The 14,419-nt window shown below is 70.5% G+C and carries 11 protein-coding genes; 6 read left to right on the top strand and 5 right to left on the bottom strand.

Annotated features, from left to right (window positions below):
- Nucleotides 1–21: 21 nt before the first annotated feature.
- A complete protein-coding gene (locus tag Q7C18_RS14930; RefSeq protein ID WP_311026076.1) occupies nt 22–1,323 on the bottom strand; it encodes a PhoH family protein in 1,302 nt (433 codons plus the stop codon).
- 393 nt (nt 1,324–1,716) lie between these two features.
- Nucleotides 1,717–2,622, bottom strand: coding sequence for a polyprenyl diphosphate synthase (uppS, locus tag Q7C18_RS14925; RefSeq protein WP_311026036.1), 906 nt, complete (start codon nt 2,620–2,622; stop codon nt 1,717–1,719).
- 133 nt (nt 2,623–2,755) lie between these two features.
- On the opposite strand from uppS, the gene Q7C18_RS14920 reads away from it, so the two are divergent.
- From Q7C18_RS14920 to Q7C18_RS14910, 3 genes are all read left to right on the top strand, one after another.
- On the top strand, nt 2,756–4,561 hold the full coding sequence (locus tag Q7C18_RS14920) for an OmpA family protein (protein ID WP_311026035.1): 1,806 nt from the start codon (nt 2,756–2,758) through the stop codon (nt 4,559–4,561).
- A gap of 74 nt (nt 4,562–4,635) precedes the next feature.
- Nucleotides 4,636–5,034, top strand: coding sequence for an SdpI family protein (locus Q7C18_RS14915; protein WP_311026034.1), 399 nt, complete (start codon nt 4,636–4,638; stop codon nt 5,032–5,034).
- Nucleotides 5,035–5,265: 231 nt separating this feature from the next.
- Nucleotides 5,266–5,895, top strand: coding sequence for a hemolysin III family protein (locus Q7C18_RS14910; RefSeq protein ID WP_311026075.1), 630 nt, complete (start codon nt 5,266–5,268; stop codon nt 5,893–5,895).
- Here the strand turns inward: Q7C18_RS14910 and Q7C18_RS14905 are convergent.
- Nucleotides 5,873–8,029 (bottom strand): DUF255 domain-containing protein, encoded by a 2,157-nt coding sequence (locus Q7C18_RS14905; protein WP_311026033.1) that lies wholly within the window; start codon nt 8,027–8,029, stop codon nt 5,873–5,875. The genes Q7C18_RS14910 and Q7C18_RS14905 overlap by 23 nt on opposite strands.
- 100 nt (nt 8,030–8,129) lie before the next feature.
- On the opposite strand from Q7C18_RS14905, the gene Q7C18_RS14900 reads away from it, so the two are divergent.
- The 3 genes from Q7C18_RS14900 (at nt 8,130) to Q7C18_RS14890 (ending at nt 11,766) form a co-directional block, all read left to right on the top strand.
- Nucleotides 8,130–8,996, top strand: coding sequence for a methylenetetrahydrofolate reductase (locus tag Q7C18_RS14900; RefSeq protein ID WP_311026032.1), 867 nt, complete (start codon nt 8,130–8,132; stop codon nt 8,994–8,996).
- A gap of 202 nt (nt 8,997–9,198) precedes the next feature.
- Nucleotides 9,199–10,644, top strand: coding sequence for a dicarboxylate/amino acid:cation symporter (locus Q7C18_RS14895; RefSeq protein WP_311026031.1), 1,446 nt, complete (start codon nt 9,199–9,201; stop codon nt 10,642–10,644).
- 171 nt (nt 10,645–10,815) lie between these two features.
- Nucleotides 10,816–11,766: a hypothetical protein gene (locus Q7C18_RS14890; protein ID WP_311026030.1), complete on the top strand. Its 951-nt coding sequence runs from the start codon at nt 10,816–10,818 to the stop codon at nt 11,764–11,766.
- Nucleotides 11,767–11,871: 105 nt separating this feature from the next.
- Here the strand turns inward: Q7C18_RS14890 and Q7C18_RS14885 are convergent, their stop codons facing one another.
- Complete coding sequence (locus tag Q7C18_RS14885) at nt 11,872–13,941, bottom strand: prolyl oligopeptidase family serine peptidase (RefSeq protein ID WP_311026029.1); 2,070 nt, start codon at nt 13,939–13,941, stop codon at nt 11,872–11,874.
- A gap of 16 nt (nt 13,942–13,957) precedes the next feature.
- Entirely contained in the window at nt 13,958–14,344 is a 387-nt protein-coding gene (locus Q7C18_RS14880; protein ID WP_070160025.1) for a hypothetical protein, read from the bottom strand.
- Nucleotides 14,345–14,419 lie beyond the last annotated feature (75 nt).

Raw genomic sequence — 14,419 nt, 5'->3', positions numbered from 1 at the left:
GGATGAGGGAGGGTTCGCCTCTCAGGGAGTCTCCAACACCTCGGTGACCAGCGCGGCGATCCGTGAGCGCTCCGACCGAGTGAGGGTGACGTGGCCGAACAGCGGGTTGCCCTTCAGCAGCTCGACGACGGCGGCGACGCCGTCGTGCCGGCCCACCCGCAGGTTGTCGCGCTGGGCGACGTCGTGGGTCAGCACGATCTTGGAGTTCTGGCCCATGCGGCTCATCACGGTGAGCAGCACGTTCTTCTCCAGCGACTGGGCCTCGTCCACGATCACCCAGGCATCATGGAGTGATCGCCCCCGGATGTGGGTCAGTGGCAGCACCTCCAGCATGCCCCGGTGGGTCACCTCCTCGAGGACGTTCTCACTGACCAGCGCTCCGAGGGTGTCGTAGACGGCCTGGCCCCAGGGGTTCATCTTCTCCGCCTCGGTGCCGGGCAGGTAGCCCAGCTCCTGGCCGCCGACGGCGTAGAGCGGCCGGAACACGATGATCTTCCTGTGCTCGCGGCGCTCCAGGACCGCTTCCAATCCGGCGCACAGGGCCAGCGCGGACTTCCCCGTCCCCGCGCGACCCCCCATCGAGACGATCCCGACCTCCGGGTCCATGAGCATGTCGATGGCCAACCGCTGCTCGGCGGAACGGCCGTGGAGGCCGAAGACCTCCTGGTCCCCGCGGACGACCTCCACATGCGTGGCCCGCGGCTCGTCCGCCAACGGCTCACCGGCCGAGGCCTTGACACGGCCCAGCGCCGAGCCGCTGCCGGAGGAGATGATCAGCCCGGTGTTCGCCGGGAGGTCGGAGGCCTCTTCGAGGTCGATCCGCTCCCCGGCGTAGAGCTCGGAGACCTGCTGCTCGGTGGCGGCGATCTCCGCCAGCCCGGTCCATCCCGAGTCGGTCACCCATTCGTTCCGATACTCATCGGCCTCGAGCCCCATGGCCGAGGCCTTGACCCGCATCGGCAGGTCCTTGGAGACCACGGTGACGTCCCGGCCCTCATCGGCGAAGCTCTTCGCCACCGCGAGGATGCGGGAGTCGTTGTCCGTGCCGCGGAACCCGTGGGGCAGGACGTCCAGGGAGATGTGGTTGAGCTCCACGATCAGGTGCCCGCCCTCCTCGTTGAGCGGAATCGCCTGGTTCAGCGCCCCGTGGGCGACGCGCAGGTCGTCCAGGAGCCGCAGAGCGGACCGGGCATAGTAGCCCAGATCGGAGTCATGACGTTTGCTCTCCAACTCGGAGATCACGACGACGGGGATGATCACCTCATGCTCGGCGAACCGCAGGATCGCCTTCGGGTCCGAGATCAGGACCGAGGTGTCGAGCACATAGGACTTCTGGGCGACCTCCTGGGCGACAGAGTCGGCCGAGTGCTCGGCAGGTGCTGGGACTTCAGTGGTGACGGCCACGGTTACTCCAGTCCGGAAACGAGAAGAGGCCCCGCCGTGCGGTCGTCCACGGCGCTCACCAGGAGCGTGGACGTCCACGTCGACGGAACCTCAGGTGTTCCCGCATCGATGGTCGGACGTTGGCTGCGGTTCGACCCCCACCAGGGGCCGGACCGACCCCTGCTGCCACTCGGCATATGTGTGGGCCTTCCCGGTCAGATACCTGACAGTCCCCAGACTAGGGGCTGGGTGGGGCCTGAGCGCGTCAGCTGTGCGGAGTGTCACATGACGATTCGGTGAACGCTGTGCGACGGCGTCGTCACGGCCGGGCCCTCAGCTGCCGAACCGGCGCTGTCGCTGGGCGTAGTCACGCAGGGCGCGGACGAAGTCCACGCGGCGAAAGTCCGGCCACAGGGCCTCGCAGAAGTAGAACTCGGAATAGGCGGACTGCCACATCAGGAAGCCGCTGAGCCGCTGCTCCCCCGAGGTGCGGATGATCAGCTCCGGATCAGGCTGCCCGCGGGTATACAGCCACTGAGAGATGGATCCGGGCGTCAGATCCTCAGCCACCTCGGAGAGCCCCCGCCCCGCGGCCTCGGCATCACGCAGCAGGTCCTTGACCGCATCCACGATCTCCTGTCGGCCCCCGTACCCGACGGCGACGTTGACATGCACCACCGGGGCCTGCTCCCGGCTCCGCCGCACGATGCGTCGGATGCTGCCGGTGCGGGTCGTGACAGTCTCGGCCTCAGTGCCGGTGCCGGCATCGGTGTCGTCGCCCCTGCCTCCGGAGGCCTCCGACACCGGCTCCGCTGCCGCGGCGTTGCGCTCGCCCAGCTGACGCAGCCGGGCGGCCAGCGGCTCGGGCAGCATCTCCAGAGCCCCCACCGGGTGGACCCTGACCGGACGGCCGCCGGGGCGACTCTCGGCGAGACGGTCCAGCGTGTCGCCGATGATCTCCATGAGCTGGTCGAGCTCGTCGGCGGAACGGTTCATGTTGTCGGTGGAGAGCATGTACAGAGTCACCGTCGGGATCCCCAGATCGGCGCACCAGTCGATGAACTCCACGATCTTGTTGGCCCCGGCGAGATGCCCGTCGGCGGTCGGCGTGCCGGCCAGCTTGGCCCAGCGGCGATTGCCGTCCACCACCACTCCGATGTGCTGAGGCATCCTGTCCCTGGGCAGGGCGCGGCTGAGCCGTGACTCGTACATGCTGTAGGCCAGATTCCTCAGCCCCATGCGGCCTCCATCGGTCAGCGCCGTCTCGTGCTCCACCACGGTACCGCCCAGTACGGCTGATCCGTTGACACCCCGTGGAGTATTTGCGATAGTGAACTCACGACTGACGACCAGACGGAAGCAGCTGATCCCCATGGCACAGCGCAGTGACCACCCCCGTGACCGTGAGAAACCGGTGCCCAGGTCTGCCCGGTCCCGCGGCGGATCGCTGCGGCATGCCGCCGTCGTCGGCGTCGTCCTGCTGGCCCTGGGCTGCGGCCCCGAGAGCACCCCGCCGCCAGCGGAGCCGACCGAGGAGCCGACCGCGGAACCGAACGAGGAACCGAACGAGGAACCGAACGAGGATCCTGACGACGCCGACGACGCCGACGAGGAGGACGAGGAGCCGGACCTCACGGAGCCGGTGGTGGTGGAGCAGACCGTGTGGAACTTCGACGCCATGGAGGAGGTCGATCTGCGGGTCGTGGTCCACCCCTTCGTCCGTGTCCCCACCGGCGAGGACGAGGACGGACTGCTCAACGGACTCATCACCTATGAGGTGACGTCCCCCGACGGCGAGTACCACCTGGAGCGCTACGGCGTGCACCCTCACGAGGTGCGCGTGGTGGACACCGAGGCGATGACGCTGTCCTTCCCCGCCTACGCGACCGACGGCACCTCCGAGGAACACCTGGCGGACGTCGAACAGGCCAGCGCTCGGGCCGGGGACGGGCCGGTCCGCTGGGCAGGGGTCCACCGCGACCCCGGCACCGACGCCACGGCTGTGCTGCTGCCCTACCTGGGGCTGATCGAAGACGTCGGGGTCGTCGACGCCGACGAGGTGGACACCTCCGACTACCTTCCGGTGCAGGATGCGCTGAGCGAGCTGGTGGAGGTCCACGAGACCACCTGGAACCTGCAGGTCCACCGGGAGCTCGCCGACGGCGACGTCCAGATCCGCGAGTCCGACCACGAGGCCACGATCACTCTGGACTCCGACATCCTCTTCGACATCGACGAGCACACGCTCACCGACGACGCGGACGCCGCCCTGCAGGCCACCGCCGAAGAGCTCCAGCGTGCTGACGGCGGGGAGCTCGAGATCATCGGTCACACCGACGACGTACGCTCCTTGGAGCACAATCAGCAGCTCTCCGAGGATCGGGCCGAGGCGGTGCACCAGCGGCTCGGCGAGCTGACCGACCTGGAGGACTTCACCGTCAGCACCGACGGCCGAGCCTTCCACGAACCGGTGGCCAGCAACGACTCGGATCAGGGTCGGGCCCTCAACCGGCGGGTGGAGCTGCACTACACACCTGGCCTCGCGGCCGACTCCCCGTCCGAGGAGTCCGACGACGGCGACACGAGCGGCGACGACGACGTCACCGAACTCCCGCCCACCGACGGACCGGTGGGCACCGCGGATGAGCCGATCACTGTCAGCGGCCCCCACGGGGGTGCGGTGGAGGTCACCGTGGAAGAGGTCCGCCCCGCCGGCGACCTGCTGGTCGGCCGTGTGCGGGTGGAGGTGACCGAACCCTTCGACGGCGAGGAGCACGCCGGCCCGCTGGCCTGGGCACTGAGCTTCGGGGACCTGGGCATGCACGAGGGGCACGACAACCCCTACAGCCCAGGACATCAGGTGGACGCGCTGACGCTTCTTGTCGGGGACGAGCGGCAGTTCCCGCTGGAGCTCGGCAGCACGGAGCACGTCGAAGGCTCCGACAGGGACGGGTTCATCATCGAGCACGGCGACCCCTGGCGGGTGATCGCCGGCGATCGGGGATTCGGCCACGATGCCGACGCCGAGGTCGGCGCCTGGGCGGTGGCCACCGTGCTGTGGCCGACGACCGGCCAGGATGAGGTGGTCGTCGACGTCCCCGGGCGCAGCGAGCATGCCGAACGCCCGTGGTCCCAGCCGTGGCGGGCGGTGGACGTCCCCGTGGAAGCGGAGCACTGATCGGCAGGGCGCCGATGCCCATCCGCCCACGTCATCCCAGGTCACCGCAGGAGCCCACCCGGTAGCATCGCCCTATGGACGGAACAGCACTCATCGCCCCCGCTGCTCTCCTCCACTGCTCGCTGCTGATCGTCGTCGCCTGCTTCACCGGCCGCTCCGGGCCGCGCAACGACCTCATCGGGATCCGCACCTGGGCCACGACCGCATCAGAGAACGCCTGGGAGACCGCCCATGCGGCGGCGCTCCCCTGGAGCTGGGCCACGGTGGGCACGAGCGCCGCCTCGCTGACCGTGGGCGTCATGCTGTACAGCACAGGACGCCCGCTCCCGGCGGGCGTGGAGGGGTGGTACACCGGAGCCTGCATCGCCGCCTTCGGGGCGGTCATGGCAGGCTTGGTGCTCCGGGCCGACCGTGCGGCCAAGCACATCCTGATGCATGAGGTCCTCGACGAGGGGTCACCGGCAGATCCCTGAGACTCGGCAGCGCCGCGGCACGCCGTCCTGTCCCACGAGATGAGCCCTTCGACACAAAGTTACCCATTGGTCACTTGGGGTCACTAGACTGGTTCCATGGCACCGCAGTCTGACCTCGACGCCCGCCGGGCACGCGTCGACGACCACCACCGGCCCGCCGGCGCACACGGCTCCGGCAGCGCGCAGCCCAGCGGCGGAGTCGCACCGGTCGATCGCCTGTTCGACTCCGAGATGCCGCTGAAGCCGAAGATGCGCGGCTGGCTCCACGCCGGCATGGTCCCTCTCGCCCTGGCCGCCGGGATCGTGCTCATCGCCCTGGCCCCCACCGGGACGCTGCGCGCCGCCTCCGTGGTCTACGCGATCACCGGGCTGCTGCTCTTCGCCGTCAGCGCCACCTACCACCTGGGCCGCTGGTCCCCGCGCACGAAGCTGCTGCTCAAACGCCTAGACCACACCAACATCATGCTCATCATCGCCGGGACATACACGCCCCTGACCCTGGCGCTGCTGCCTGCCCCGAAGGACCTCATCCTGATGATCGGCGTGTGGGTCGGAGCACTGGGCGGCGTGGCCTTCCGACTGTTCTGGACGTCGGCGCCGCGCTGGCTCTACACCCCCGTCTACGTGATCCTCGGGCTCGCCGCGCTCGTCTTCCTGGGAGACTTCTTCGCCGCCGACCTCGTAGCCGCGATCCTCATCTGCGCCGGCGGCGCCGCCTACATCACCGGGGCCGTGTTCTACGCGCTGAAGCGCCCCAACATCTCCGTGCAGTGGTTCGGCTTCCACGAGCTCTTCCACGCCTGCACGCTCATCGGGTTCATCTGCCACTACATCGCCATCATGTTCGCCCTGCTGGGCTGATCGCCTCCAACGCCTCCTCCACGGTCCCCACCGGCGGAAGACACACCATCGCCGAGGGCGCATTGAGACACACGCTGAGCTGAAGCCCTCCGGCAGGCGCATCCGCAGGCAGCTCCACCGGCTCCACCGGGATCCCCGCCAGCGCGGCCGTCCGGCGCACCTGCCGGGCGTCGTCGACGTCGGCGGCCAACATCCGCAGCGCCGGCGAGCGCCGCGCGGCCCGGCGCGCCACCACCAGGCTCGCCCCCGCCACCGTCGGCGCCTTCGCCGCCACCAGCCGCACATGGTGCAGCAGGTCCGTGGCCCGCAGCTCCAGCGGCACCTCCAGGGCCTCGGCGGTCTGCAGCGCGCCCGCCAGGCAGGCCACCGCACTCCGCTCGGGGCCGTCCAACGGTCCGGCCAGGCTGGGGCCCGCCTGGGCGGCGGTGAGCAGTCCGTCGTCGTCGAGGTTCTCCAGCACCTCCCAGTCCTGCTCCCCCTGGCGGGTGAAGGAGGCCAAGGTAGCCCGCAGAACCGCGACGCCGCGGTCCAGCCAGGACCGCCGGCCCGTGGCGGAGCTCAGGGCGAAGCAGGCTGAGGCCACCTCGGCATGATCCGCCACCGTGCCCGGGCGGCCGTCGGTGCGACCCCCGTAGGAGACCCGGGCGACGCCGGAGACGCCGCTGCCCCCGTGCTGGACATGCAGGCCCCACAGCGACTCGGCCAGCTCCTCGGCGAGGTGCAGCGGCTCATCCTCGCCCCACAGCATCGCGGCCTCGGCCAGGGAGCGGACCGCCGTCGCGTTCCAGGAGGCCACCACTTTCTCGTCCCGACTCGGCTGGGGTCGGGAATCCCGGCGCCGCAGCAGCTCGGCGGCCACCGCCTCCCAGTCCTGCTCGTCCTCCGCGCTCAGTGGGGCGGAGAAGTGCAGGGTGCGGCCGGTGGTGACGTCCACGTGGCCACCCTCCGGCGGGGCGCCGCGGCTCAGCGTGGCCAGCCGGCGAGCCTGGTCCATGCCCAGCCCGGCGGTACGGGCGGCGTCGACGATCTCGGCATCGCTGAACAGGTACGTGCCGCCTTCGACGTGACGGCCCTGCTCATCCACCGTGTCCGCGTCCAGTGAGGATGCCAGCAGGCCTTCGGCAGTGACCATGCGGCGACGCAGCCACCCGATGGTGGCCCGCGCCCGATGCTCGGCACGGCGCCGCTGCGCCGCGGAGGCGGCCGGGTGCACGCTCAGCCGTGCCAGATGCCCCAGCAGCTGGGCGTTGTCCGCCAGCATCTTCTCGAAGTGCGGCACCATCCAGGCACGGTCGGTGGCATACCGGGCGAAGCCGCCGTCGAGCTGATCGAACAGGGCGGAGCGACCCATCGCCTCCAGGGTGCGCACCGCCAGCTCTCCGGCGATCTCGTCCTGCTCGTGCGTGAGGCGAGAACGCCAGAAGGACTCCTCCAGCAGGAACCCCAGCAGCGGTGAGGGCGGGAACTTCGGGGCGGCGCCGAAACCGCCGTGGACGGTGTCCTCCTCACCGGCCAGGGTCGCCAGGGCATCCGCGACCCACTCGTCGGAGGCGCTCTCAAGGCTCGCCGCGGTGCCGCCGTCGGCGTCCTCGTCGCCCAGGACCGGGCTGAGCGCGATCTGCGACTGCTGTCGCCGCTGCGCACCGAGCGCCTGGGCGATCTTCTCCGCCGAGTCCTCCACCTCCTGACGGCGCTGCGTCCACGCCGCGTGGACGGCGTCGAGCACCTCCCGGAAGGCCGGCACACGGCCGCGCCGCAGCGGCGGGAAGTAGGTGCCGGCGTGGAAGACCCGCCCGTCGGGCAGGGTGAACACGCTCATCGGCCACCCGCCCTGGCCGGTCAGCGTCTGGGTGGCGGCCATATAGGCGTCATCGACGTCCGGATGCTCCTCCCGGTCCACCTTCACCGCCACGAAACGGGAGTTCAGCACCGCCGCGGTCTCCTCGTCCGCGAAGGACTCCCCCGCCATCACGTGGCACCAGTGGCAGGCGGCATAGCCGATGGAGAGGAACACCGGCACATCCCGACGCCGGGCCTCCTCGAAGGGCTCCGGCCCCCACGGGTGCCAGTCCACCGGATTCTCGGCATGCTGACGCAGGTACAGAGAAGGGCTCTCAGCCAGACGATGTCCCATGACGCCAGTCTCCCGCAGCGCCTGCGGCCGCGTCGATGGCGGCCCACCTGGCGCGGGCCCCATACTGGTCCCCAGGCCCGACCCGCACGAGGAGATGACGATGGCGCGACCCCTCACCCGGAACGACGACGAACGCGCCGTGCTCGCCCGGCTCGCCACCGGCATCAGCTACGAGGTGATGCCCTTCTCCTCCACCGTGGGAACGGTCCGCGCCCATGTGCCCACCGAGGTGCCGCTGACCGTCACCGCCACCGGCGGCAAGGGTTTGGAACCCACCATCGCCACGTCGATCGCCCTGCGGCAGGCCGGCTACACCGTGGCCCCGCATCTGGCGGCCCGGCTCATCACCGGCCCCGAGGAGCTCGACAAGATCCTCACCCGCCTCGAGGCCGGCGGGGTGGACAGGCTGTTCGTCATCGCCGGCGACGCCGGACAGCCCGCCGGTGTGTTTACCGAAGCCCTGGACGTCCTGCGAGCCCTCCAGGACCGCACGCACCTGTTCAAGGACCTCGGCATCGGCGGATACCCCGAGGGGCACGCCGGCCTGTCCGCGGAGCAGGTTCGTCAGGCCATGCGGGACAAAGCCCCCTACGCCCACAGGATCCTCACCCAGATCTGCTTCGACGCCGACGCCTTCCTCCGCTGGGGCGCCCAGCTGCGGACCGACGGCGTGGAGCTGCCGGTCTACGCGGGGATGCCCGGGCCCGTCAGTCGGCAGAAGCTCATGAGGATCTCCGCCTCCCTGGGCCTGGGGCAGTCCGCGAACTTCCTGAAGAAGCAGCGCACCATGCTGTGGAGGTTCTTCTCCCCCGCCGGCTACAGCCCCGACGGCCTCGTGCGGGGCCTGGTGCGCGGCCTGCCGGAGAGCCGCGCGCACATCGCCGGATTCCACCTGTTCACCTTCAACGAGATCGCCGCCACCGAGGCCTGGCGACGCCGGCTCCTCGCCGAGGCCGGCCTGGGCTGAGGCGCCGCCGCCGTCGTCGGTCCGCCCCGAGGTCCTCAGCGGTCCCCGTGACCGCCACCACGCCTCCGTAACCTGGCGACATACGCGGAATAGTGCGGACAAGCGCCCCGTTCCTCCCTCCGTGCCGCGGCAGACGCCTGCCGCCTGACGTGAGACCACCCCGGACCCGGAGTCCGGAACGACCTTGGAACGGAGCACCCCCATGTCTGCACCTGCGCAGTCCGCAGAGACGACGTCCGACTCGCCACCGGCCAGGCGGCTGCCCGCCTGGATGACGTCCTTCGGCAACCAGATCCTGGCCGCCCTCATCCTGGGGCTGGCCGTCGGGTTCCTCGCCCGCGGCATGGGCGGCACCGAGGAGGACCCGAACTGGCTGACGGCCACCGTCACCGAGGTCGGCGGCATCTACGTGTCCCTGCTGACCGCCGCCGTCGTGCCGCTGGTGTTCACCGCCGTGGTGACCTCCATCGCCCAGCTGCGCGAGGTCACCAACGCCGCACGGCTCGCCGGCCAGACGCTGCTGTGGTTCGCCATCACCGCGTTCATCTCGGTGCTCATCGGGATCGCGATCGGCGTGATCGGCCAGCCCGGCCAGCACACCGGCGTCACCGCCGACGCCGCCGCGGAGCCCGGACGCCAGGGCTCCTGGATCGGGTTCCTCGAATCCCTCGTGCCGGCCAACTTCATGGGCCTCACCGCGAACTCCTCCCTGGCCGACGACGGCACCATCAGCACCGGGCTGACCTTCAACGTGCTGCAGGTGCTGGTCATCTCCATCGCCATCGGCATCGCCGCCATGCTGCTGGGCAGGAAGGCCCAGCCCTTCCTGGACGTGACCTCGTCGGTGCTGGCGATCATCCAGAAGGTGCTGTGGTGGATCATCCGGCTGGCGCCGATCGGCACCCTGGCGCTCATCGCCCGGGCCGTGGCCACCTACGGCTGGGACGCGCTGTCCTCGCTGGGCGTGTTCGTGCTGTGCATGTACGTGGGTCTGGCCATCGTGTTCTTCCTGGTCTACCCCGTGCTGGTGCGGGCCAACGGCCTCTCGGCCAAGCAGTACTTCACCGGCGTCTGGCCGGCCGTGCAGCTGGGCTTCGTCTCCCGCTCCTCAGTGGGCACCATGCCGCTGACCCAGCGGGTCACCGAGCGGAACCTCGGGGTGCCCCGCGCGTACGCCTCGTTCGCCGTGCCGCTGGGGGCGGTGAGCAAGATGGACGGCTGCGCGGCCCTCTACCCGGCGATCGCCGCGCTGTTCGTGGCCCAGTTCTTCGGACTCGACCTGACCATCACCCAGTACGTGCTCATCGTGTTCGTCTCGGTGATCGGCTCCGCCGCCACCGCCGGCACCACCGGCGCGACCGTCATGCTCACCCTGACCCTGTCCACCCTCGGACTGCCGCTGGAGGGCGTGGGCCTGCTGCTGGCCGTCGAGCCGATCGTGGACATGGGCCGCACCGCCCTCAACGTGGCCGGCCAGGCGCTGGTGCCCACGATCGTCGCCAAGCGGGAGGGCCTGATCGACATGGAGCTCTACTCCGCCCGCCGCACAGGAGTGCCGTTCGACGACGACACCGAGGAGGACGGGGACGAGGTGGAGGCAGCCGCCGTCGACCGAGCTGAGGCTGAGGCGGCGCACCCCGCCCGCTGAGCCTGCCCCTTCGGCTGGTGGGGAATTCTTCGAGGTCCATGCTCCTGTGCGGGCTCTGCACCTCGAGGAATTCCCCACCCGAGCGAGACCTGGCCGTCCCGTCTCAGTCCGTCTGACGCACCCTGTGGAAAACGCCGACGCGTGATCGGCCGGTCGCGGCAGACTCGTCGCATGCCCCGACGACGTCCGCTCCCTGACGACCTCCTCCACTCCGCTTTCACCCGGAGGACTGCCCGGTCCCTCGGAGTCCCCGATGACAGGCTCCGCCGGCTCGACGTGGTGAAGCTGCTGCCGGGGGTCTACGCGACACGGACCCTCGTGGAGGAGACTGCCCCGGATCGCCGCCATCTGATCGCCGCCTCCGCGCTGGTCCGAGACACTCCCGGAACCTGGGTGTCCCATACGACGGCGGCCCAACTGCGAGGCCTGTGGCTCCCACCTCGGCTGGCGCAGGAGACCGCCGTCCACCTCAGCAGCCATGCCTCCCGCGACACGCGGGTGCAGAGACGAGGCGTCGTCGGACACCGGTGCGCAGTGCGGGACCAGGACGTCGTCCTCGAAGGAGCTCATATGCTGAGCTCACCGGCCCGGAACTGGATCGAGCTCGCCGCAGACTGTTCGATCCGGCAGCTGGTGGTGCTCGGAGACCAGCTGGTGCGCACCCCGTATCTCCGGTACGAAGGCCGCAGCCTGCCTCACACCGGACGTGACCAGCTGGATGACATCGTCGACGTCGCCTCAGGAACACCTGGACTGCGACGCGCCAGGGCCGCGCTGCGGTGGATCCGTGAAGGGTCAGACTCTCCCCCGGAGACCCTTCTCCGACTGGCCCTCATCCGGGAGGGTCTCCCCGAGCCGCAGCTCCAGGTGCCGGCCGCCGCCGAGGTCCCCGGTTCCCCGCGTGCGGACCTGGGCTATCCCGAGTGGCGGATCGCCATCCAGTACGAGGGAGCCACCCACTACACGCCAGAACAGCACCGCTCCGATCATGTGCGGGACAATGCGTTCTTCGCCGACGGGTGGCTCGTGCTGCGGTTCGACCGCAGCGATCTGCGGGATGGATTCAGACGAGCGGCGCAGCAGGTCCGGGGAGCGCTGAGGGCCCGGGGTGCGCCAGGGTGAGGCCCGGCGGCGGCAATCTGTCGGGGAGAAACTCGTGATACGACGCGCGACGCAGCTCTCCCACCACGAGAAATTCCCCACTCGACGGGAGACCCCGACCGACCCTCAGCGGGTGAGCTCCAGGCGCGGCACGCCCGGAGGCTCGAAGCCGAAGACCTGGCCGTAGAAGCTCAGGGAGGCCTCCAGGGCGGCGATGATGTTCTCCGCCTTCCGGAACCCGTGCTGCTCGCCCTCGAAGAGCAGGTAGGCGTGCGGGATGCCCTTGGCCGCGAGCGCGTCACGGAACATCTCCGCCTGGTTGGGCGGCACGATCGGGTCCTCGTCGCCCTGGAGGAGGAGCACCGGGCAGGACAGCGAGTCCACATGGTTCAGCGGGGCCCGCTCCACGTAGATGTGCTCATCCTCCGGGTACCGGCCGATGAGCCCGTCCAGGTAGCGGGACTCGAAGTCATGGGTGTCCTGAGCCAGGGCGACGGCGTCGGCCACTCCGAAGCTGGAGACCCCGGCGGCGAACACGTCGGTGCGGGTCAGGCAGGCCAGCGTGGTCCACCCTCCGGCGCTGCCGCCCTCGATGCCGAGCCGCCGCCCGTCGGCGATGCCTTCTCTCTCCAGGTGGCGCATCACCGCGGCGGTGTCCTCGACGTCGACCACACCCCACTGCCCCTTCAGCCGCTCCCGGTACGCGCGCCCGAAGCCGGTGGATCCGCCGTAGTTGATGTCCACCACGCCGATGCCGCGGGAGGTGTAGTAGGCGATCGCCAGGGACAGCCCGACGGCGGCCTGCCCCGTCGGCCCGCCATGGACCTGGGCGATGAACGGGGGCCGCTCGCCCTCCGGCGCCTGCGCCCCGGTGTTCCGCGGACGATAGAGCACCGCGTGGATGTCCTGCCCCTCCTCGGAGGTCACGGTGATCGGCTCCGGCACGGGCAGCAGCCCCGGGTCCGGCGCGTCGTCCCGGGAGGAGCGCACCGTGTGCACACCGTCCACGCGCCAGTCCCCGTCGCCCGCGGAAGGACGCACCAACTCGGCGGCGTGGACCCCGGAGAAGTGCTGCGGCGACATCCCGGCGAAGGCCAGCAGCCCGTCCTCGCGATGCACCACGCCCGTGATGAGGGTATGCGGCAGGTCCAGCTGCGTCACCGTCCCGGTGGGGATGTCCAGGACGCCCAGGCGGTCGACGGCGGTGCCGTGGACCACCAGGGCGGTGTCGGCATCCAGCGGCGTCAGCCAGCGCTGGCCCAGCTGCCACAGGGGCCCGGCGAACTCCTGGGCCGCGGCCTCCCCCGCCGGCAGCACCGGCTCCGGGTCCGCACCCACGGTGAGGGTCCACGGGTTCCACCATCCCGTGCGGTCGCACAGGTAGATCAGCCGCTCGGCGTCCCGCCATTCGGGCTGCAGCACGGAGGTCTCCGTATCGCCGTCGGCCACGGTGTCCTCGACGACGACGCCGGCCTCCAGCCGTCCCACGTGCAGCTGGGTGCCGTCCCAGGGCATCTGCGGGTGCTCCCAGGAGATCCAGGCCATCCGGGCACCGTCGGGCGAGACGCGCGGGTGGGCCACGAAGCGCGACGACGGCGTCACCTGCCGCACCCGGGCGGCGTCGTCGGCGGCGGAGCCGTCCAGCGGGACGCTGGCGACGTACCGTTCGATGCCCGAGCCGCGGGTGTGGTCTTCACAGATCCACCAGACCTCGTCGCCGTCGGGACCGTGCACGTGGATCGGCTGCGCCCAGCGCAGCGAGGGCCCGCCGGCGGAGGCGACCGTCTCTCCGATCGGGCTCAGCGGGGTGGGGTCCTCCCCCTCCCGGAAGCGGTGGATGCGCTGGTCGGCGAAGTTCACGAACAGGATCAGCGGCGCGTCGCCGCCGTCGTCGAAGGCCAGCCAGGAAGAACCACCGTACTCATGGACCCGGGACCGGGCATTGTAGGGGGCCGGCAGCACCGTCACTGTCTCGGCGGCACCATCGGAGGAGGCCGTCACCGGCGACGCCGTCCTCACGATCGCCTGCCGCCCGGCCTCGGCCGCGATCCCCTCGGTCCACCACAGATGCCGTCCCACCAGGGACGGCGCGGAGACCCGGTTTCCGCCCACGGCGAGCTGCTCCGCCGTGATCGTCGAGGGCCATTCTCCGTAAGGCAGGGTGACAGGGGCCGGGGAGGATGAGGCGTCAGTCATGACGCCAGTCTAGGGATCAGCGGGCGGTCTCGGTGCCCGGACGCTCGTCGTCGGCCTCGGCCGGGGTGTCCTCGGCGGGCTGCGCGGTGCCGAACCGGTCGGCGGCCGCGGCGTCTCGGGCCCGCTGCTGAGCCTCGGAGATCTCGGCGGGGACGATCTCCCCGGGGAACTCGGGCTCCTCCCCGGACAGCTCCGCCTCCACCTGGGAGCGGTACTTCATCCGGCGCATGCGCTTGGCCAGATCACGGACGACCACGATGAGCAGCACGACGATCAGCGCGGTGAACAGGAACCCCTCGATGCCGGGGGTGATGTCAGACTCCTCGAGGCCCGGGCGCAGGTCAGGCGTGTCACCGCCGCCCCCACCGGGCCACCAGTTCGTCAGTGCAGGGAAAGGATGCACGGGAGTCTCTCGCCTCTGATCTGAAGTCTGTCGCTTGTCCGAGGGCCAAGTCTACGCCGTGTAGAAAACGAAAGC

Origin of the sequence: Nesterenkonia sp. CL21 (assembly GCF_031705515.1) — a bacterium.
Lineage (GTDB): Bacteria > Actinomycetota > Actinomycetes > Actinomycetales > Micrococcaceae > Nesterenkonia > Nesterenkonia aethiopica.
Note: the sequence above shows the minus strand (reverse complement) of the source record. Positions and strands in the feature narration are given on the sequence as shown.

Excerpts from the sequence above, each read along its gene's own strand:
- uppS (WP_311026036.1), bottom strand. The coding sequence starts at position 2,622 with ATGGGGCTGAGGAATCTGGCCTACAGCATGTACGAGTCACGGCTCAGC.
- Q7C18_RS14920 (WP_311026035.1), top strand. The coding sequence starts at position 2,756 with ATGGCACAGCGCAGTGACCACCCCCGTGACCGTGAGAAACCGGTGCCC.
- Q7C18_RS14915 (WP_311026034.1), top strand. The coding sequence starts at position 4,636 with ATGGACGGAACAGCACTCATCGCCCCCGCTGCTCTCCTCCACTGCTCG.
- Q7C18_RS14910 (WP_311026075.1), top strand. The coding sequence starts at position 5,266 with ATGCCGCTGAAGCCGAAGATGCGCGGCTGGCTCCACGCCGGCATGGTC.
- Q7C18_RS14905 (WP_311026033.1), bottom strand. The coding sequence starts at position 8,029 with ATGGGACATCGTCTGGCTGAGAGCCCTTCTCTGTACCTGCGTCAGCAT.
- Q7C18_RS14900 (WP_311026032.1), top strand. The coding sequence starts at position 8,130 with ATGGCGCGACCCCTCACCCGGAACGACGACGAACGCGCCGTGCTCGCC.
- Q7C18_RS14895 (WP_311026031.1), top strand. The coding sequence starts at position 9,199 with ATGTCTGCACCTGCGCAGTCCGCAGAGACGACGTCCGACTCGCCACCG.
- Q7C18_RS14890 (WP_311026030.1), top strand. The coding sequence starts at position 10,816 with ATGCCCCGACGACGTCCGCTCCCTGACGACCTCCTCCACTCCGCTTTC.
- Q7C18_RS14885 (WP_311026029.1), bottom strand. The coding sequence starts at position 13,941 with ATGACTGACGCCTCATCCTCCCCGGCCCCTGTCACCCTGCCTTACGGA.